This is a genomic window from Kitasatospora sp. NPDC034035 (genome assembly GCF_055575755.1).
On the sequence record NZ_JBVISA010000026.1, the window covers coordinates 73,712 to 92,513 of the forward strand.

The 18,802-nt window shown below is 73.7% G+C and carries 21 protein-coding genes; 7 read left to right on the forward strand and 14 right to left on the reverse strand.

The window, feature by feature from the left end:
• Positions 1-261 precede the first annotated feature (261 nt).
• Positions 262-1,914, reverse strand: coding sequence for a carboxyl transferase domain-containing protein (locus ACZ52J_RS30540; protein WP_465623333.1), 1,653 nt, complete (start codon positions 1,912-1,914; stop codon positions 262-264).
• Positions 1,915-2,197: 283 nt separating this feature from the next.
• Between ACZ52J_RS30540 and ACZ52J_RS30545 the strand changes: the two genes are divergently transcribed.
• The 3 genes from ACZ52J_RS30545 to ACZ52J_RS30555 all read left to right on the forward strand — a co-directional run bounded on the left by ACZ52J_RS30545 (position 2,198) and on the right by ACZ52J_RS30555 (position 4,241).
• The gene (locus ACZ52J_RS30545) at positions 2,198-2,590 is read left to right on the forward strand and encodes a ribonuclease (RefSeq protein WP_465623334.1); all 393 of its coding nucleotides are present in this window, start codon (positions 2,198-2,200) and stop codon (positions 2,588-2,590) included.
• A 235-nt stretch (positions 2,591-2,825) separates the two neighbouring features.
• Entirely contained in the window at positions 2,826-3,497 is a 672-nt protein-coding gene (locus ACZ52J_RS30550; RefSeq protein ID WP_465623336.1) for a TetR/AcrR family transcriptional regulator, read from the forward strand.
• A gap of 198 nt (positions 3,498-3,695) precedes the next feature.
• Positions 3,696-4,241, forward strand: coding sequence for a universal stress protein (locus tag ACZ52J_RS30555; protein WP_465623337.1), 546 nt, complete (start codon positions 3,696-3,698; stop codon positions 4,239-4,241).
• 47 nt (positions 4,242-4,288) lie between these two features.
• On the opposite strand, the gene ACZ52J_RS30560 is transcribed toward ACZ52J_RS30555, so the two are convergent.
• The 3 genes from ACZ52J_RS30560 to ACZ52J_RS30570 form a co-directional block, all read right to left on the reverse strand.
• A complete protein-coding gene (locus ACZ52J_RS30560) occupies positions 4,289-4,999 on the reverse strand; it encodes an alpha/beta hydrolase family protein (protein WP_465623339.1) in 711 nt (236 codons plus the stop codon).
• Between the two features lie 428 nt (positions 5,000-5,427).
• Positions 5,428-6,318, reverse strand: coding sequence for an aldo/keto reductase (locus ACZ52J_RS30565; RefSeq protein WP_465623340.1), 891 nt, complete (start codon positions 6,316-6,318; stop codon positions 5,428-5,430).
• A complete protein-coding gene (locus ACZ52J_RS30570) occupies positions 6,315-7,223 on the reverse strand; it encodes an NAD-dependent epimerase/dehydratase family protein (protein WP_465623342.1) in 909 nt (302 codons plus the stop codon). The genes ACZ52J_RS30565 and ACZ52J_RS30570 overlap by 4 nt, the downstream gene beginning before the upstream one ends.
• 45 nt (positions 7,224-7,268) lie before the next feature.
• Between ACZ52J_RS30570 and ACZ52J_RS30575 the strand changes: the two genes are divergently transcribed.
• Positions 7,269-7,808, forward strand: coding sequence for an Lrp/AsnC family transcriptional regulator (locus tag ACZ52J_RS30575; RefSeq protein WP_465623344.1), 540 nt, complete (start codon positions 7,269-7,271; stop codon positions 7,806-7,808).
• A gap of 37 nt (positions 7,809-7,845) precedes the next feature.
• Here the strand turns inward: ACZ52J_RS30575 and ACZ52J_RS30580 are convergent, their stop codons facing one another.
• From ACZ52J_RS30580 to ACZ52J_RS30590, 3 genes are all read right to left on the reverse strand, one after another.
• Positions 7,846-8,361: an IclR family transcriptional regulator gene (locus ACZ52J_RS30580; protein WP_465623345.1), complete on the reverse strand. Its 516-nt coding sequence runs from the start codon at positions 8,359-8,361 to the stop codon at positions 7,846-7,848.
• Positions 8,362-8,415: 54 nt separating this feature from the next.
• On the reverse strand, positions 8,416-9,189 hold the full coding sequence (locus tag ACZ52J_RS30585; protein WP_465623346.1) for a VOC family protein: 774 nt from the start codon (positions 9,187-9,189) through the stop codon (positions 8,416-8,418).
• A gap of 138 nt (positions 9,190-9,327) precedes the next feature.
• Positions 9,328-9,969, reverse strand: coding sequence for an alpha-ketoglutarate-dependent dioxygenase AlkB (locus ACZ52J_RS30590; protein ID WP_465623348.1), 642 nt, complete (start codon positions 9,967-9,969; stop codon positions 9,328-9,330).
• A gap of 248 nt (positions 9,970-10,217) precedes the next feature.
• Between ACZ52J_RS30590 and ACZ52J_RS30595 the strand changes: the two genes are divergently transcribed.
• Positions 10,218-10,952, forward strand: a complete 735-nt coding sequence (locus tag ACZ52J_RS30595; protein ID WP_465623349.1) for an alpha/beta hydrolase — start codon at positions 10,218-10,220, stop codon at positions 10,950-10,952.
• Positions 10,953-10,962: 10 nt separating this feature from the next.
• On the opposite strand, the gene ACZ52J_RS30600 is transcribed toward ACZ52J_RS30595, so the two are convergent.
• Complete coding sequence (locus ACZ52J_RS30600) at positions 10,963-11,088, reverse strand: hypothetical protein (protein WP_465623351.1); 126 nt, start codon at positions 11,086-11,088, stop codon at positions 10,963-10,965.
• Between the two features lie 76 nt (positions 11,089-11,164).
• Here ACZ52J_RS30600 and ACZ52J_RS30605 point away from each other — a divergent pair, with 76 nt between their 5' ends.
• Both ACZ52J_RS30605 and ACZ52J_RS30610 read left to right on the forward strand, forming a co-directional pair.
• Positions 11,165-11,773: a hypothetical protein gene (locus ACZ52J_RS30605; protein ID WP_465623352.1), complete on the forward strand. Its 609-nt coding sequence runs from the start codon at positions 11,165-11,167 to the stop codon at positions 11,771-11,773.
• 105 nt (positions 11,774-11,878) lie between these two features.
• Positions 11,879-12,400, forward strand: a complete 522-nt coding sequence (locus ACZ52J_RS30610; RefSeq protein ID WP_360503225.1) for a universal stress protein — start codon at positions 11,879-11,881, stop codon at positions 12,398-12,400.
• Positions 12,401-12,407: 7 nt separating this feature from the next.
• Here the strand turns inward: ACZ52J_RS30610 and ACZ52J_RS30615 are convergent, their stop codons facing one another.
• From ACZ52J_RS30615 to ACZ52J_RS30640, 6 genes are all read right to left on the reverse strand, one after another.
• Positions 12,408-14,027: an amidohydrolase gene (locus tag ACZ52J_RS30615; protein ID WP_465623354.1), complete on the reverse strand. Its 1,620-nt coding sequence runs from the start codon at positions 14,025-14,027 to the stop codon at positions 12,408-12,410.
• Positions 14,024-14,911 carry a PaaX family transcriptional regulator gene (locus tag ACZ52J_RS30620; protein WP_465623355.1) on the reverse strand — a complete coding sequence of 296 codons (888 nt, stop codon included), beginning with the start codon at positions 14,909-14,911 and terminating at the stop codon, positions 14,024-14,026. The genes ACZ52J_RS30615 and ACZ52J_RS30620 overlap by 4 nt, the downstream gene beginning before the upstream one ends.
• A gap of 73 nt (positions 14,912-14,984) precedes the next feature.
• Positions 14,985-15,743 carry a maleate cis-trans isomerase family protein gene (locus ACZ52J_RS30625; RefSeq protein ID WP_465623357.1) on the reverse strand — a complete coding sequence of 253 codons (759 nt, stop codon included), beginning with the start codon at positions 15,741-15,743 and terminating at the stop codon, positions 14,985-14,987.
• 16 nt (positions 15,744-15,759) lie between these two features.
• Positions 15,760-16,653, reverse strand: coding sequence for a fumarylacetoacetate hydrolase family protein (locus tag ACZ52J_RS30630; protein ID WP_465623358.1), 894 nt, complete (start codon positions 16,651-16,653; stop codon positions 15,760-15,762).
• Positions 16,654-16,670: 17 nt separating this feature from the next.
• Positions 16,671-17,825: a cupin domain-containing protein gene (locus ACZ52J_RS30635; protein ID WP_465623360.1), complete on the reverse strand. Its 1,155-nt coding sequence runs from the start codon at positions 17,823-17,825 to the stop codon at positions 16,671-16,673.
• Positions 17,822-18,793 carry a carbon-nitrogen hydrolase family protein gene (locus ACZ52J_RS30640; protein ID WP_360503240.1) on the reverse strand — a complete coding sequence of 324 codons (972 nt, stop codon included), beginning with the start codon at positions 18,791-18,793 and terminating at the stop codon, positions 17,822-17,824. Before ACZ52J_RS30640 ends, ACZ52J_RS30635 begins: the two co-directional genes overlap by 4 nt.
• Positions 18,794-18,802 lie beyond the last annotated feature (9 nt).

Below are 18,802 nucleotides of genomic sequence, written 5' to 3' on the forward strand. Positions count from 1 at the left end.
GGATTCGAAGGGCCGGTCGCGCCGGGTGCGCGGACCGGCTCTGACGTGCGTGAACGTGGGGGACATAGGGCGGGGGCGGATGGTCCGGCAGTGTCTACTACGGTCCGTCGTGGCCATCGATTCCGTGTGAGCGCACTCACCGTTCGGGCCTGCGCCGCCGTCACCCGCCGGTTCGGGGGAAGCACTTTGGGTACAGACGATCAATCGGCTGCTGAGACCGGCGCCACACCCTGAAACGCACGGCTGGCTGACGGCCGACGGTTACTGACCGCGCAGGTCGCCCAGCCGCCGGTGCCGTACCGCCCGGGCCGCGAGCCGGTCCGCCTCGGGGGTCGCCGCGAGGGCGCCGAGCGCCGCGCCGACCGCCCGGCCGAGCCGGATGCAGAAGGCCTCCGGTTCGTCGGCGGCGTCCGGCAGCTCCGGGACCACCTGGTCCACCAGCCCGACCTCCGCCAGGTGCTGCGCCCCGATGCCCTGCGCCCGGGCCAGCTCGGCGGCGTGCCCGCCGTCGCGGTGGACGATCGCCGAAGCGCCCTCCGGCGGCAGCGGCGCCAGCCAGGCGTGGCTCGCGGCGAGCACCCGGTCGGCCGGGAGCAGCGCGAGCGCGCCGCCGCCCGAGCCCTGGCCGAGCAGCACCGCGAGGACGGGGGTGCGCAGCGCGAGCAGCGTGGTCAGGCAGTGCGCGATCTCCACGGCGATGCCGTCCCGCTCGGCCTCGGCCGACAGCTCGGCGCCCGCCGTGTCCACCACGGTGACCAGCGGCAGCCCGAGCTGCTCGGCCAGGCGCGCGGTGCGACGGACGGACCGCAGGTCGGCAGCCGTGAAGGGGCGCTCGTGCTCCGGGGTCTGTCGCTGCTGGCCGACCACCAGGACGGGCCGCCCGCCGAGGACGGCGAGCGCGCGGACCAGCGCACCGCTGCGACCTCCGGGGGCGTCCAGCAGTACCAGCTCCTCGGTGGTGTGCCGCAGCAGCTCGCGGGTGCCCGGGCGGCCGGGGCGGCGGGTGCGGCGGACGGAGTCCCAGGCGTCGGGGCGCTCGGGGGTCGCGGCGGCGCCCGCGTTCCCGGTAGGAGGGGTGTCGCCTGCGTTCCCGGTAAGCGGAAGGGCACCCGCGTTGCCGGTAAGAGGGGTGTCCATGGGAAGGGTCGGCGGCGTGGTGGCGAGGACGGCGAGGGTGCGGCGGACCAGCTCGCGCAGCTCCTGCGGCGGAACGACGGCGTCCACCAGCCCCTGTTCGGCCAGTGTCTCGGCCCGCTGGACGTCCGGCGGCAGCTCCACGCCGCGCAGCTCCTCGTACACGCGCGGGCCGAGGAAGCCGAGCCGGGCGCCTGGCTCGGCGAGCACCAGCTGGCCGAGCGTGCCCCAGGAGGCGAAGACCCCGCCCATGGTGGGGTTGCGCAGGTAGGTGAGGTAGGGGAGGCCGGCCGCGCGGTGGGCCTGGACGGCGGCGGTGATCCGCAGCATGCAGAGGAAGGCCGCCGAGCCCTCCTGCATCCGGGTGCCGCCGGAGACCGGCAGGGCGAGCAGGGGCAGCCGCTCGGCGGTGGCGCGCTCGACGGCCCGGGTGATCCGTTCGGCGGTCGCGACGCCGATCGAGCCGCCGAGGAAGCCGAACTCGGAGGCGACCAGCGCGACCGGCCGCCCGTCGATCAGGCCGAGGCCGGTGAGGACGGCCTCGTCCAGGCCGGTGCGCTCGCGGGCCCGGTCGAGCGAGGCGCGGTAGTCGGGGTCGGCGGACGGGCCGAGCGGCGGCTCGTCCCAGCTGCGGAAGCTGCCGGGGTCGACCAGCAGGCCGATCAGCTGATGGGCGGTGAGTGCGGTGAGCGCTGTGAGCGGGGGCGGTGCGGTCTGCTGTGTCGGCGTATTCGTCAGCCCCGGAGGCGTGGTCCGCGCGTTGTCCTCGTTCGCTGCCATGGCCCCACCCCGTCAGAGATCGTTCCGGTCCGCCGTGATCCGTCACTCTATGCGGCGCGGTCCGGGGGCGGCGAGAGCCCTCGGGGCGGGGCGGGGCGGCCTCGACGCTAGTTCGATGACTGTCGACCCTTGTGTCGTCCGGGCGGTTCGTGGACGGTGCCCGGGGGATGCCGTCGGACGTCGGGGTACGGGTCAAGTCGCCTTAGGTAAAGGAGAGTTACTCGCCGGTTAATACTTGGATGGAGGGGTTCCGGAGTTGACGGTGTCTCGCCACACTGGGGGCATGACTCGCACTCTACGCGCGTGGAAGTCCCGCGCTGCCGCCATCACCGCCGTTGCCCTGATGACCCTCGCGCCGGTCGCCGTCGCCACCGAGGCGCACGCCGCCGTGAGCGGTTCGGTGTGCCTCTCCACCCTCCCGCCGGAGGCCACCGACACCCTCGACCTGATCGCCTCCGACGGGCCGTTCCCCTACTCCCAGGACGGCGTGGTCTTCCAGAACAGAGAGGGCGTCCTGCCCAGCGAGTCCTACGGGTACTACCACGAGTACACCGTCGTCACCCCGGGCTCCCCGACCCGTGGTGCCCGCCGGATCGTGACCGGCCAGGACTACCAGGAGGACTACTACACCGGCGACCACTACGCCACGTTCTCCCTCGTCGACCAGACCTGCTGACCCTCCCGGCACGACGACGGCCCCGGCGCACGTCCCCGCCGGGGCCACCGTCGTACCGCCGGAGCGGTTGCCCGGTTGCCCGGTTGCCCGGTTGCCCGGTTGCCCGTGCCTGGTTGCCCGGTTGCCCGGTTGGGCGGCAGGGTCGGTCGGGGGCGCCGCGGGACGGTGGGCTGGTGCGGCACGGCAGTTGAGTGGCACGCCGTCACCCGCCCGCGCGCTTGCTAGGGTCGGACGCATGGCACCGAGCAGCGCGAACCCCCCGGGACGGCTCCGGCGAGACGCGCAGCGCAACCGCGACCTGCTGCTCGCCGCCGCCCGCGACCTGTTCTCCCGCCAGGGCCTGGACGTGCCGCTGGACCAGATCGCCAAGGAGGCCGGCGTCGGCAACGCCACCCTCTACCGGCACTTCCCGACCCGTGAGGCGCTGATCGGCGAGGTGTTCGCGGACGCCGGCGCCGCCCTGGCCACCGCCGGGGAGGAAGCACTCGCCGCCGAGGACGCCTGGACCGGCCTCGAACGGTACTTCGAGCGGATCTTCGAACTCGTCGCCGCCGACCGGGGCATCAACGACCTGGTCACCCAGGCCATCCCGACCATCCCCGGCATGATCGAGATCAGCCGGCAGCACGCCGCCACCGTCGGCGCCCTCATCACCCGCGCCCAGGAGCAGGGCGCCATGCGGCGCGACGTGGTCACCATGGACCTGCTGTTCCTGCTCGGCCCGCTCTGCCGCGCCCTGCCCGCCGCCACCGAGCTGCGCCCCGACCTCTGGCGCCGCTACCTCGCCCTCCTCCTGGACGGCTTCCGCGCCCGGGCCACCCACCCGCTGCCGGTCCCGCCGATCGGCGAGGAACACCTGGACCGGATGTTCGCGGACCTCTGGGAAGCGGAGTCCCCGGAAGCCTGAGAGCACGGCTCCGGCTGCATCAGGGACGCGTACGGAACGCCGGGCGTCGCGTCAGAGCTCCGTCAACGGGCGACGGCCACGCGGTCGCGAAGCGCTTTGCTGGGATGCGACGGAGCGCGGTTCGGCGGCCCACCGGGTCCGGCCGGTCCGTCGGTTCGGTGGCACGGCGGGATGGGCCGGGAGGGGCAGGGGCGGGGCATGGCGGACGGCGCGGACAGTGGCACGGACACTGGGGTGGACGAGGGCCGGATCGTGGTCGGCGTCAGCGGCTCGCTCGGCAGCCTCGCCGCCCTCCACCATGCCGTCGCCGAGGCCCGCCGGACGGACGTCGACGTGCTCGCGGTCCTCTGCTGGACCCCGCCCGGCGACGAACTCGGCTACCGTCGCTCCCCCTGCCCGCCGGTGATCACCGCGGGCCGCGACGACGCGGTGGCCCGGCTGCGGCAGGCCCTCGACGAGGCCTTCGCCGGCCGGTTCGCGGGCGTCCGACTGCAGTGCCAGACCGTCCGCGGCGACACCGGCCACACCCTGGTGCGGTGCGCCGACCGCCCCGGTGACCTGCTCGTCCTCGGCGCAGGGCGCGAACGCGGCCGGCTCGCCCGGCTGGTGCACCCGTCCGTCACCGCCTACTGCGTCCGGCACGCGACCTGCCCGGTGCTCACGGTCCCGCGCCCGCCGCTGCAGCGCGACCTGGAGGCACTGGAGCGCGGGCACGGACTGCGGGCGCCGCTCGCGCGGAACTGACCGTTCGCTCACAGTCCGCGATCCGGGCACCGGCCGCCGCCCCGTCGCTACGACAGCCCGGCCGCCTCGGCGAGGACGGCGGCGGTGCGGCGGCCGGCCTCCACGGTGTCGGCGGCTGTCGCGGGGAGGCAGCGCCGGGCCTCGGGGCTGTACGCGGTCATCACCACGCCCGCGTGGTCGGTGGGGAGTTCGAGCAGTGCGGCGGTCGGTACGGCGGCGCTCAGCTTGCGGGTGTGCTCGACGTCCACGATGTCGTCCGCCGTGCCGTGCACCAGCCAGAGCGGGACGGGGGAGGGGCTCGCGGTCAGCTGGTCGAGCGGGGCGTCGCCGGTGGTGACGGCCGGGTCGGCGTAGCGCGAGGCGATGCCGACGGCGGCGGTGGGCCGGAGCTCGGCGGGGGTGTCCGGGTGGGTGGCCACGGCGATCGCCTCCCGGCCGCCCAGGGACCAGCCGGCCAGCACGAAGCGGGTCGGGTCCCCGCCGAAGTCGGTGGCGATGCGGCGGGCCTGGGCGAGGGAGGCGAGCAGCTCGGCGGCGCCGCCGTCCGCCTGCTCGGTGTCGAAGTCCGGGACGAGCACCAGCAGTCCGAGCGCGGCGGCCTCCCGGGCCAGCGGCCGGAGGACGTCCCGCTCGTTCGGCCCGCTGCCGTGCCAGAGCAGGACGACGGGAGTCGGCCCGGTGGCACCGGCGGTCGGCCGGTGGACGTCCAAAAGCCGCCCGTCCGCGTACGGAACGACCTCGGATGGAGTGCTCGTCATGCGGGGTTCGCCTCCGGTTCGGTGACTGATCACTGAACTGGTACTGTACTTCTCGTCGCGAGGGAGATGATCCCTCGCCAGGCGTCAGCGGTGCTACCAGAGCACGTCCTACTTTCAGTAGGAAGAGTCCGTGCAACCCGGGCCTGGCGCTCTACCGTCGGACGGGGTCCGGTGCCTTTCACAGGCGCCGGGCCCCGTTCGCGTTTTCGGGGGCGGTTGTCGGCGGTTGTCGGCGCTTGGTCGGCGGCTGCCGGGGATTGTCCGTGGTTCGGCGCATGGGTGTTGAGCTGCTAATATTCTTCCTGTCGCGAGGGAGATGATCCCTCGTCAGGCGTCAGTGGTGCTACCAGAGCACGTCCTACTTTCAGTAGGAAGAGTCCGTGCAACCCGGGCCTGGCGCTCAACTGTCGGACGGGGTCTGGTGCCTTTCACAGGTGCCGGGCCCCGTTCGCGTTCGCGAGGCGGGCCAGTTCCTCTCCGCTGAGCACCAAGTCCCCTGCAGCGGCGGAGTCGCGGATGGTTTCGGGGCGGCTGGCGCCCGGGATCGGGATGGTCACCGGGGAGGCGGCCAGCAGCCAGGCGAGCGCGACGCGCTGCGGGCTGACTTCGCGTTCGGCCGCGATGGCGGCGAACTCCTCGCCGGCTCCGCCGAGTTCGGCGGAGCGGCCGATGCCGCCGAGGGGGCTCCAGGGGAGGAAGGCCAGGCCCAGTTCGGCGCACAGGTCGAGTACCGGCTGGTGCGTGCGGACGGCGGGGGAGTACTCGTTCTGCACCGAGACCAGGGCGTCGCCGAGGACCTCCCGGGCGAGGCGGACCTGCGCCACGTCCACGTTGGAGATGCCGGCCGCGCGGATCTTGCCCTCCTCGTAGAGCTCCCGGATCGCGCCGAGCGAGTCGGCGTACGGGACGGTCCGGTCCGGGTGGTGCTGCTGGTAGAGGCCGATCGCCTCGACGCCGAGGCGGCGCAGTGAGCCCTCGCAGGCGCGCTTGAGGTGGGCCGGGTCGCCGTTGACGGTCCAGGAGCCGTCGCCGGGGCGGCCGCGGCCGCCCTTGGTGGCGACCAGGACCCGGTCGGCGTCCGAGCCGTAGGCGGCGAGGGCCCGGGCGATCAGCTCCTCGTTGTGGCCGTACTCGTCGGCGTGCCAGTGGTAGGAGTCGGCGGTGTCGATCAGCGTGATGCCCGCGTCCAGTGCGGCGTGCACGGTGGCGATGGCGCGGGCCTCGTCGGGGCGGCCCTCGACGGAGAGCGGCATCGCCCCGAGGCCGATGGCGCTGGTCCGGACGGTGCCGAGGAGGCGGGTGGTGGTGACGGCGGTCATACGGGGAGCTCCTGTCCGCGGGTGGCGGCGATCAGGCCGGGCAGCCAGTCGCGGGTGTGTGAGAGGGGGTGGCCGAGCTGCTGGGCCCGGGAGTTGTCCATGCCGTAGTAGCGGTCGAAGGAGAACGGCGAGGCCTGCTGTCCGGGTTCGGGCGCGGCCGTGCGGTACGGGCGGCCGGCGGCGAGCAGGTCGCAGAGGTCGGTGGCGGTCAGTTCGCCGTGCGAGGCGAGGTTGACCGGGCCGGTGAACGGCTGGCCCGCCGCCCACGCCAGGAAGGCGGCTGCTTCGGCTTCGTGGGTGTAGGAGGAGGGCTGGTTCTCCGGGTGCACCAGGACGGGCAGGCCCGCGTCGATCCGCTCGGCGTAGTGGGCCAGCCGCCCGGTGAAGTCGGCGGCGCCGAGGACGTGCCCGAGCCGGACGGAGACGAACGGGAACGGCGCGTCGCGGGTGAACACCGCCTCCGCCTCGCGCTTGCCCTCGCCGTACGATGCGTCGATGAACTCCGGTGCCGTCCAGGGAAGTTCGAGCCGAACCGGCCACCCGGCCGGGTCGACGGCGGACTCGGCCAGGGGGCGGCCCGCCGGGCGCGGCTCGCCGGTGTCGTAGACCTCGATCGTGGAGGTCATCAGATAGCGGCCGGTCCGCCCGGCGAAGGCACGGACGGCGAGTTCGGCCTGTCGCGGGGTGTAGCAGACCTGGTCGATCACGGCGTCGAAGTCCCGCCCGGCGAGGGCGGCGGTCAGCGCCGTCTCGTCCGCGCGGTCGGCGACGAGCCGGGTGACGCCGGGCGGTGGCGGCGTCGAGCCCCGGTTGAGCACGCTGACCCGGACTCCGGAGTCGCGCAGCCGGGTGACCAACTGCCGTCCGAAGTACCGGTTTCCCCCGATGACGAGCACGTTTTCCATACCCACAAGTGTTATGGTGCGGCGCGGTTCGATGAAGGGGTGATCATGGGAGTTCAGGCGCTGCGACCGAAAGACCAACGGCAGTCCGGCGGTTCGGCCGACGATTCGTCGGCGGGCTCCCGGAGCGGTGTCGGCGGCGGCCTGGACGCGGTCGACCTGCGGCTGCTGGAGCTGCTCCAGTCCGAGGGCCGGATCACGCTCAGCGAGCTGGGCCGGCGGGTGAACCTCAGCCCGGCCGCGGTCGGCGAGCGGGTGCGCCGGCTGGAGGCGAGCGGCACGGTCACCGGCTACGCGGCGCAGGTCGCGCCCCAGCGGCTGGGGTACGGCATCCGGGCCTTCGTCCGGGTCTCGCCGCACGCCCGGATGACGGTGAAGTACCTGCGCAGCCAGGAACTGCTGCACCGGCCGGAGGCGCTGGAGGTGCACCACGTGATCGGCGAGGACTGCTGGGTGTTCAAGGTCGCCGCGCGGGACACCACCCACCTGGAGGAGCTGATCGAGGCGATCGCGGTGCTCGGCCGGACGACGACCTCGGTGATCCTCTCCTCGCCCGTCGAGCAACGGGTGCTGCTGCCCTCGGAATGACCCGGATGTCCTGTTCCGGGGGTCCGTCCCGGGAGGTTCAGGACGACGGCTGCCGGTCGGAGCCCAACTCGCGCGAGATCCGCAGCCCGACCTGCGCCGCGACCGGCCGGAGGGAGCGCACCCGGGCGGCCGTCATCCGCGAGGTGAGCCCGGAGACGGACAGCGCCGCCGTCACCTCGCCGGTGTGGTCGAAGATCGGCGCGGCGACGCACCGCACCTCCGGCTCGTTCTCCCGGTCGTCGATGGAGTAGCCGCGGGCGCGGATCCGGGCGAGGTCGGCGCGCAGCCGGGTCTCGTCCGAGATGGTCCAGGCGGTCACCGGGCGCAGGCCGGCCGCGACCACCTCGGCGACGGCCTCCTCGGGCAGCGGACGGGGAACGAGCTGTGAACGGCCCTCGGAACGGCATCGGGAACGGCATTGGGAACGGCATCCGGGACTCCCTTCGAACTCCCGGAGCCGGTGGCGGCTCGCGGCGAACACCGCCGCGATCGCGCTGGCCGTCGTCACGGCCTTCCCGATCTTCTGGATGGTGCTCTCGGCCTTCAAGCCCATGGGCGGGGAAGGACTGACAGGCAGGGGGGAAGGACCGGCGGGCGCGGGGCCGGGTCAGGCGGCCGCCGCGGACTCGACGGACGGGACGGTGACCAGGACGAACACCGCGCCGGCGTCGTCCCGGACCAGTGCGGCGCGGCCGTACGGCGTCGGCTCGGGCCCGGTGAGGACGGTGCCGCCCAGGGCGCGCAGCCGGTCGGTCGCGCGGTCGGTGTCGGTGGTCCCGAAATGGGCCAGCCAGCTCGCGCCCGTGGCGGACGGGCCGATGCTGCAGGCGGGCAGGCCGGCGGCCCGGGCGAGGGCGTGGCCGGCCTTCGGCCGGTCGTAGGTGTAGCCGAAGACGCGTCGGTAGAAGGCGCGCGCGGTGTCGGGGTCGGGGGAGAGGTGCTCGTTCCAGGCGAGGGCGCCGGGCTCGTCCACCAGGCCGGCGCCGTCGATGGTGCCCGCCTGCCAGAGGCCGAAGGAGGCGCCGAGCGGGTCGACGGCGAGCGCGGACCGGCCCTGCTCGGGCACCTCGTACGGCTCGCGGGTGATCCGGCCGTCCGCGGCGCGGATCAGCGCCGCGGTGTGGCGGAGGTCGGCGCAGGCGAGGTGGGTGGTCCACGCGGCGGGCTCCGGGCTGTCCGCGGGCTGTCCTCCGAGGGCCGCGGGCTGTCCGATGGCCGCGACCTGGGCGCCGTACCGGGTGGCGACCGCCTCGGTGGGGCCGGTCGGGACGAACTCCCAGTCGAACAGCGCGCCGTAGAAGCGCTGAGCGTGTGAGGAGTCCGGCGCCGTCAGGACGACCCAGCACGGGACGCCCTCGCGGTACCTGCCCGCCTTCGGCATGCCGCCTCCTGGTGCCGCCGACCCCACTCGCCAGCCTCCGCGCCGGGCGGGTGTGCGGCAACCGGGGGCAGGCCCGGGGCAAGTCCTGGGCAGGCCCGGGGCTGATCCGCAGGCTCGGGGCGTTCGGCAGCCGAGGGCTCAGGCGACACCGTGCGGCCGGAACTGGATGCTGATCCGCGGGCCCACCGGGCGGGCGGTCTTGGGGATGGCGTGTTCCCAGGTGCGCTGGCAGGAGCCGCCCATCACCACCAGGTCCCCGTGGCCGAGCGGGCGCCGGACGACCGTCCCGCCGCCGTACCGCGGTCGCAGGGCCAGGGTGCGGGGCTCGCCGACGGACAGGATCGCCACCATGGTGTCCTCGCGGGCGCCGCGCCCGATCCGGTCGCCGTGCCAGGCCACGCTGTCCCGGCCGTCCCGGTAGTAGCAGAGCCCGAGGGTGCGGAACGGCTCGCCCAGCTCGTCCGCGTAGTGCCGGCTCAGCGCGGTGCGGGCCTGCCCGAGCACCGGGTGCGGGGGCTCGGCGTCCGCCGGGTAGGAGGCCAGCAGGCGGGGGACGTCGACCGTCCGCTCGTACATCTCGCGGCGCTCGGCCCGCCAGGGCACGGTCTCGGCGAGGTGTTCGAACAGCTCGTCCGCGCCGTGCAGCCACCCGGGCAGCACGTCCAGCCAGGCGCCGTCGCCGAGCACCTGCCGCCGCAGGCCGTCGAGCGGGCCGAGGCGGATGCCGTCGTGTTCCGCGTCGTCGAACAGCGAGGGCTGGCGGGGGAGGGTGCCGTGCATGGGGCCAGCGTACGCCTTCATTCGAACATCTGCTCGAAACTGACGCCCGCCTCCTCCGCTTCCCGGGGCCTGGCGAAAACCTGTTGGCGGACCACGTGACCACTGATACGTTTCCGGAGGCCGTGCGAGAGAACGAGGAGGTGGTACCCGTGAACGCAGTAACGACATGGGTGCTCTCCTCCGGGGTCACGGTCGGGCGATAGGTCGTCCGGGAGCGCCGTTCACGAGCACTCCCGAAAGGCACGACCGTGCACTTCACTTCCGAACAGCGCCTCGACGACGGCGTCCTCGAGCGCGAATTCACCCTCGGCGAGATCCCCGGCATCCTGTGGACCCCTGTGTCCGCGTCCGTACCGGTGCCGCTGATCCTGCTCGGCCATCCCCCGCTCGGACTGCGCAGGATGTACCCCCGCCTGGCGGGGCGGGCCCGGCAGGCCGTGGCGGACGGCTTCGCCGCAGCCACCATCGAGCTCCCCGGGAGCGGCGACCGGCCCCGTTGGGCCGCCGTCGAGCAGGCCCGCGCCGACCTGCGCCGGACCATGGAGGCCGGCGAGCCGGTCGGCGACGAGATCATCGACGCCCTCGTCCTCCCGCTCGTCGAGAAGGCGGTCCCGGAATGGCAGGCCGCGTTGGACGCCCTCCTGTCGCTGCCCGAGATCGGCGGCCCCGTCGGGTACTCGGGGGGAGTGATCTCCATCGGCGTTCGCCTTGCGGTCGTCGAGCCGCGCATCGTGGCCGCCGGTCTCTTCGCCGGAAGTCTCGTGCCCCGCGCCATGTTCGAGGAGGCCCGCCGGGTCACCATTCCGCTGCACGTCCTGCTGCAGTGGGACGACGAGGGCAACGACCGGCAGGCGGCCCTGGACCTGTTCGACGCCTTCGGCTCCGAGGAGAAGTCCCTGCACGCCAATATGGGCGGGCACACGGGCGTCCCGCAGTTCGCGGGGGACGCCGCGGCCCGGTTCTTCACCCGTCACCTGAAGTGAGGCCGGGCCGTCAGGCCGAGGCCGGAGGGTAGGTCGTGTCGGCCGGGATGCCGCGCATCGAGGACGGGACCAGGCCCTCCTCGATGACGGTGACCGGCCGACGCACAACCGCCCCGACCGCAGCGGTACCGGCCATCGGCGGTACCGCTGCGGTCGGGGCGCGCCGGTCGGGCCGGCGGCGGGAGCCTGAGGAGAGGCCCTAGCCTGCGGGTATGGCGATCAACGGCTTCGGGGTGACCGAGTTCCAGTTGGTGCTGCTGCGCCGGATGGCCGACTACCAGCCTGACCTGGTCGAGGACGCGGTGCGGCGGCTGGGTGCCACCCGGGCCTCGATGCGGGAGGCGAACAAGCGCTGGCAGGCGATGGTCCGGGCGCCCCGGTTCCCGCGTGGGGCTGCCCGCCACAGCGCCGTGCTCGGCCCGGCGGAGGCGAGCGTGCCGCGCCGGATCGGGGACCTGGCGTGCACCGCGTGGCAGTGGGCGCTGCCGCTCTGGCCGGAGCTGCGGTTCGAGGTCCTGCTCGGGCCGGCGGAGATCGGCTCGCCGGTGCTGAACGAGTGGCTGGTGCGGGCGGCCGGCGCCCCGGTGCCGGCGTTGCGCGCGGTCGCCGACCTGGTGCCGTGGAGCTGCGTGGTGGGGGACATGGGTGCGGCGTTCCCGCCCGCCGTGCCGCGCGAGGGAAGCGCGCCGACCCGCTTCCAGCTGGACTTCGAGGCTCCGGGCGGCGACGCGCGGGTGTGTCCGTGGACGGCCGACTTCACCTGGGGGCTGCTCCAGGAGGTCCGGCCGACGGACGGCCAGAACCTCGGTGTTGTCGAGTGATACAAGGCGATATTCACTGAATGCCTTCGATTTGCAGGCCTTGGCGCAGATGTGGCAGCATAATCGCAGACATTCAAGAAGCTCGACATCGGAAAGTGAAGGATCATGTCGTCGGACGGCGCTCGCGTCATCGTCGGAGTCAGCGGCTCACTGCACAGCCTCACCGCCCTGCACCGGGCGGCGGAGGAGGCCCGGACCCGGCAGGCCGTCCTGGTCCCGGTGCTCGCCTGGGCGCCGGTGGGCGGCGAGCGCAACTACCGTGCGCGGCCGTGCCCGCCGCTGCTCCGGGCCTGGCAGGACCTCGCCGACGCCCGCATGGAGAGCGCGCTGGAGCAGGCCTTCGGCGGCCTCCGGATCGGGGTGCCGGTGCGACCGCTGGTCGTGCGCGGCGAGGCCGGGGCCGTGCTGACCGAGCTGGCCGACCGCCCGGGCGACCTGCTGGTGGTCAGCACCGGCGAGCAGGGCGGTCTGCGCGCCGGGCTGCGCCGGCTGACGCGGCGCTCGGTCACCCGCCGCTGCCTCGACCAGGCGCGCTGTGGCGTGCTCGTCGTCCCGCCGTCCACGCTGCACGAGGACCTGCGTGCGCTGCACCGCGGTATCGACCTGCGGGAGCTGGTCACGGCCTGACGAACAGTCAGGACGTGTGCACTGTGCGGCCGTTGACCACCGTGAGCGCGGGGAGCAGGTCGCGCAGCGCGTCCGCCGTGCAGTCCAGCGGGTCCTGCGGCCACACCGTGAGGTCGGCGAACGCCCCCGGCCGCAGGCTGCCGCGTACGGCGCTCTCCCCGGTCAGCCGGGCGGCGTTCACGGTGTGCAGCGCGACCGCCTCGGCCCGGCTGATCGCGTGCTCCGGGCCGACCACCCCGGCCGTCGTGCCCCGGGTCGTCATGCCCCACACCGAGACCATCGCGCCGTACGGGCCGACCGGGAAGTCCGAGCCGCCGGTGAGAAGCGCGCCCTCGTCCAGCCATTCGCGCAGCGGGAAGAGCGCGGCCGTGCGCTCCTCGCCCCAGGCCCGCTGCTGGGTGAGCGCGCCGTCGTGCAGCAGCGGGTGCTGGACGGTCACCGGGATGCCGAGCGCGATCGCCCGGGCGCGTTGGTCGGGGCGGGCCAGGCCGCCGTGCTCGACCACCAGGGTGCCGGGCGGCAGGCCCGGGCGGCGCTTGAGCACCCGCTCGAAGACGTCCAGCAGCACGCGCAGGCCGCGGTCGCCCCAGGCGTGCACGCCGACCCGCCAACCGCGCTCGACCACCCGGTCCACCGCCGCGAGCAGCTCGGCCGGCTCCCAGAGCAGTCGGCCGTGGTAGCACGGCTGCCCCTGGTACGGCTCCTCCAGTGCGCCCGCCTCGAAGCCGCCGTCGATGCCGAACTTGACGCCCCACAGCTGTAGTTGCTCGTCGTCGCGGCCATCCGCGCGCCAGGCGTCCATCCGGTCCAGCAGGGCGTCCACCTGTTCGGGCGTCCGGGCGGTGAAGCCGGAGACCAACGCCCGCACCCGGACGGCGAGGGCGCCCTCGGCCCGGGCCGCGTCCAGCACGTCGAGGTCCTCGACCGGGACGAGGCAGTCGCGGACGGTGCCGATCCCGGTGGCCGCGTAGTTCGCGGAGGCGGCGCGCAGGCCGTCGATCCGCTCGGTGAGGGTGGGGCGCGGCAGCACCCGCTCGACCGGCTCGACCGCCCGGTTGATCAGTCGGCCGGTGAGCCGCCCCCGCTCGTCGCGCTCGATCACGCCGCCGGGCGGGGCCTCGGTGGCCTCGGTGATCCCGGCCAGCCGCAGCGCGGCCGAGTTGAGCACCATGTTGTACGCGCCGCGGCGCACCAGCACCGGATGGTCGGCGGTGGCGGCGTCCAACTCCTCGGTGGTGGGCATCCGCTGCTCGGTCAGCAGCACCTCCTGCCAGTTGACCGTGGTGTGGATCCACTCCCCGGCGGGGGTGCGGGCGGCGCGCTCGCGGATCAGGTCGAGGAATTCGGGGAGGTCGCGGGCGCGGTGGACGGGCACGCCGTGGACGCTCTGGGCGGCCAGGATCAGGTGCGTGTGGGTGTCGTCGAACGTGGGCAGCACGGTCGAGGCCGGGGCGTCCACGACCTCGGTGGCCGCTCCGATCAGGGCGTCCAGTCCGTCGGGTGCGGGGGAGAGGGCGGTGATCCGTCCGCCGGTGACGGCGATCGCGCGCCGCGGCGGCTCGCCGGGGACGAGCGTGTGCACGGCCGCGGCACGGATCAGCAGGTCGGCGGGGGGCTGGGGGGTCATGACGGCTCCTGGGAGGGGGACAGACCGGTGACCTTCTCGACGTACCGCAGGCCGGGCTCGGCGAGCAGCCCGTGCAACTCGGTGAAGACCGCGCGGGCCGGGACGGCGTTCCAGTCGGCGGGCAGCAGCTGCGCGGGCAACCCCGGGTCCAGGTAGGGCAGTCGGCGCCACTGGGTGAGCATCGGGACGTAGGCGCGGAACGCCTCGGCCGGGTCGATCCGGGGCGGTGGCAGTTCCCCCGGCTGCCCGCCCGGCCCCTGGTGCTCGCCCGGCCCGCGCAGGTCCTCGGCCACCGGGCGCCACGCGTCGGTGAAGGCCGCGTACTGCGCCTCGATCGCCGGGAGGTCCCACCAACTCGCCACCGCCGTCCGGAGATCGGCGAAGCCGGCGTACTCGGCGGAGAGGAAGAGGTGGACGTAGGCGCTCAGTCCGAGGCGCTCCAGCAGGCGGCGGGCGTCCGGCAGCAGTCGGGCGGGGGCCAGCCAGACGCCGGGGGCGGCGTTGCCGAAGCCGAGCCAGCTCAGCCGGGAGCGCAGCTGGTGGCGGTGGGCGCGCTCGGACTCGGGCACCGAGAAGACCGCCACCACCCAGCCGTCGGCGAGTTCGGCGGGCCCCAGGCTGTGGAAGATCCGGCGGTCGCCTTCCTCGAACACCGGCTCCATCGCGGGGGCGAGCCGGTAGCCGGTGCCCGCGCGGCGTTCCTGGAGGAGGGTGCCGGCCTTCTTCAGCCGGGACATCGCCGAGCGGACCGCCGGACCGTCGACGTCCAGCTCGGCCATCAGCGCGATCAGGTCGGCGATGGATATCCAGCCGCCGAGGCGGCGGACGAACTCGCCGTAGACGGTGTGGATCAGGGAACTCGGCCGGGGTGTGCTCTCCGACATGCGTGGGCGCTCCTCCCCGGCGATCTGCGGCGGCCCGGTGACCGGTGGTGATCATAGCGTTGGTCCGGAAGGTTCAGACCTCTGCGTAGGCACCGGACAGCAGGTGCCCGGCGCCGGGTGCGAAGGCGGGCAGGCCGAGGGCCCGGAGCAGCTGGTGGGCGGTGCAGATCGCGGCCGAGACCACCGGCTTGCCCAACTGCTGCTCGGCCTCCTCGACGGCGGACAACGAGGGCATCTGCACGCATGCCGAGAGCACCACGGCGTCCGCCTCGGCGTACGCGAGACCGCGGGCGATCGCGGGCAGCCGGGCCGGGTCGTGGGCGGCCACGTCCAGGTTGTCGGCGATCTCCAGAGCGGCGTGGTCGAGCACCTCGATGCCCTCCTCGGCGAGGTAGTCGACCACCGTCCGGGCCAGCGGCCGCAGGTACGGGGTGACCATCGCGACCTTCTTGGCGCCGAGCTTCCGCAGCCCGGCGACGAGGGCCCCGGCGCTGGTGACCACGGGCGCGGGCGCGCCGTTCTCCACCGTGCGCCGGTGCAGCCGCTGCTCGGCCTCGCGGTGGTAGCCGGGGCCGGTGGCCATCACGGCGACCAGGCAGGCGTAGCCGATCACGTCCACCCGGGCGTCCGAGAGCTCGGTGGCGCAGCGGTCGGACTCGCCGTCCATGGCGCGCAGTTGCTCGGGGGTGACCCTGGTCATCCGCATCCGGCTGGAGTGGAAGGTGAACCGCTCGGGGGCGACCGCCTCGCGGGCCCGCAGCAGGGCGGGGACCTCGGTTTCCATGGTGACGTTGGAGCTCGGGACGATCTGGCCGATCCGGTACGTCGGCATCAGCGGGGCGCTCCTCTCAGCGGGCGTCGATCACGGGGTTGGCGAGCGTGCCGATCCGTTCGATGGTGGCCTCGACCAGGTCGCCGGGCTGCAGGAACTGCGGCGGCACCATGCCGGCGCCGACGCCCGAGGGGGAGCCGGTGGCGATCACGTCGCCCGGTTCCAGGGTGACGCCGGAGGAGATGTCGGCGATCAGCCGGGCGATGCCGAACAGCATGTGGCGGGTGTTGGAGTCCTGCCGCGGTTCGCCGTTGACCTTCAGCGAGAGGTCGAGCCGCTGCGGGTCGGGGATCTCGTCGGCGGTCACCACGGCCGGGCCGAAGGGCGCGTAGCTGTCCTGGCCCTTGGAGAAGAACCACTGCCCGGAGCGGCGCTGGTCGCGGGCGCTGATGTCGTTGACGATGCTGTAGCCGAACACGTGCCGCAGGGCGTCCCGTTCGGCGACCTGGAAGGCGGGTTCGCCGATCACCACCGCGAGTTCGCACTCCCAGTCGAGCTGCTTGGTGAGGCTCGCGTTGTGCCGGATCGGCTGGCCCGGGCCGGTGACGGCGGTCGACGGCTTGCTGAACAGCACCGGGCGGTCGGGCAGTTCGCGGTCGGTGTCCAGGGTGCGGTGCGACTCGGCGACGTGTTCCACGTAGTTGAGGCCCACGCCGACGATCTTGCCGGGGCGCAGCGGCGCGCGCAGCGACACCTCGGCGAGCGGCCGGGTGTCCGGCGCCCCGGCGATCAGCTCGCGCGCGGTGGCCAGCGCCGGCGCCCCGGCGCGGATCAACCCGAGGAGGTCGCCCGGCAGTTCGGCCCCGGCGGCGGTGGCGAGGGCGGTGAGGTCGGCGACCTTGTCCCCGGCGAGCAGTGCGCCGAGGCGCGGGGTGTCGTCGCCGTCCGCGCAGTAGGTCAGCAGGTGCATGGTGGTGGGTCTCCTGGTCAGGTGGCGGGGGTGGTGGGCTGGTGCCCGTCGTGGTCCGGGTAGGCCTCCTCGCGGTGCAGGCCGAGCGAGTGCGTCACCGGGAAGTCGTTGAAGGAGAACAGGCAGGCGTCCTCGCCTTGATCGAGGTTCGCGTGCTCGTGCCAGGCCCAGGACGGGACGACGAAGATGTCCCCCTGCTGCCATTCGAAGCGCTGTCCGGCGATCACCGAGACGCCGCGCCCCTTGGCCGCCGTGTAGACCACCGAGCCGGTGTGCCGGTGGGCGCGGGTGGCCTGGCCGGGACGCAGCAGCTGCAGGTGGGCGGCCATGGTCGGCATCACCGAGCCGCCGGTGACCGGGTTGGTGTACTCCATGATGACGCCGTCGTACGGCGATCCCTCGCTGGCGCGGGCGAGTTGGCACAGCGCGTGGTAGCTGGGCTCCCAGGGCCAGCCGAGCAGCGGCGAGTAGGGCCGGGTCCACTTCTCGGCGCCGTACGGCAGCAGGTTGCCGCCGTGGCTGAGCAGTGAGGAGTTCACCACCGGGCCGGGGCGCTGGTACAGCTCGGGGTGGACCTCGTAGAAGTTGGCGTCGAGGGTGTTGACCAGCGGGATGTCCAGACCGTCCTGCCAGATCACCGGGGCGTCGTCGGCCTCGTTGCCGTGCTCGTGCCAGGTGTTGTTGGGGGTGATCGCGAAGTCGCGCGGGCCGACCTTGAGCTTCTGGCCGTCCACGATGGTCCAGGCACCGGTGCCCTCGTGGACGAAGCGCAGCGCGGAGGCCTGGTGGCGGTGCGCGGTCATCGCCTCGCCGGGGCCCATGATCTGCAGGCCGGTGTACAACAGGCCGACGGCGGCGCTCAGTTCGCGGCGTCCGGGGTTCACCAGCATCACCACCCGGCGGCCGGCGTCGTCGCCCTTCACCAGGGGCAGCGCCTTGCGCACCAGTGGGCGCAGGTCCGCGTAGCGCCAGAGCACCGGGACGGACTTCGGCTGCGGGTACCAGGGCTCGATCTCGTTCGCCACGGTCCACAGCGCGCCGGCCTCGTGCTTGGCCAACTCCTCGTAGTAGGCGAGAAGTTCCGGGCTGTCGGTGACCCTCGCGCGGCCGATCCGGTCGTCGTCGTAGCTGTTGTCGCGGCCGTCGTTCCGGTCGTCGTCGTGGCTGGTCATGACTCCTCCTCGGGGAACACCAGGGGCCGCAGCGGGCGGTCGTTCACGTGCAGCCGGAAGACGTCGAAGCGGTTGTAGTGGCCGACGATGTCGTGCATCTGCTTGGGTTGGATGCAGCGGCCGAGGTCGATCTCGGCGTAGACGATGCCCTCCTCGTCCACCAGCGGCTCGGTGACGGCACGCCCGTCCGGGCCGAAGATCCCGGACAGCGCGCTGCGCGGGCGGGCGAGCTGCTTGCGGACCTGCTGGTCGTCGCCGGCGATCAGGTCGACGATCTCGGGCGAGACGGTGGAGCAGGAGACCACCGTGAACAGCTTGCCCTCGAAGCAGTGCGCGGCGGCGCGCACCGCGATCGCCTCCGCCATGTCGTAGTCCTCGGGGCCGACCGGCAGGGCGATGTAGCAGGCGGCGTGGACGAGTTCACCCTGGGCCAGCAGGGCGAAGCGGGCGAGGGTGTTGGTGTTCTCGCCGCAGGCGAGCGCGCCGAGCGGGCCGACGGTGGTGGGATGGACCTTCAGGGTGCTGCCGTCGCCCTGGGTCCAGGTCAGCTTCTCGGCCCAGGTCGGCACCAGCTTGCGGTGGACGCTGAGCAGTTCGCCGTCCGAGTCGATGATCAGCAGGGTGTTGTAGAGCGCCCCGAGGCTGTGCCGGCCGCGCTCGTTGACGCCGATCACCAGCACCACGCCGGCCTGCCGGGCGGCGGCGCGCAGGGTGTCGACGTACGGGCCGGGGACGTCCACGGCGGCGCGGTACAGGCGCTCGTACCAGGGCGAGCCCTGCACCGGGTTCATCGTCCAGTTCCAGTACGGGTAGCCGGGCACGAAGACCTCGGGGAAGACCACCAGCTCGGCGCCGTGGCCGGCCGCCTCCTGGATCAGCGCGACGGCCTTGTCGACGGTGGCGGCCGGGTCCAGGTAGACGGGGGCGGCCTGGACGGCGGCGGCGGTGAAGCGGGGCAGATGGGGCATGGGTCCTCG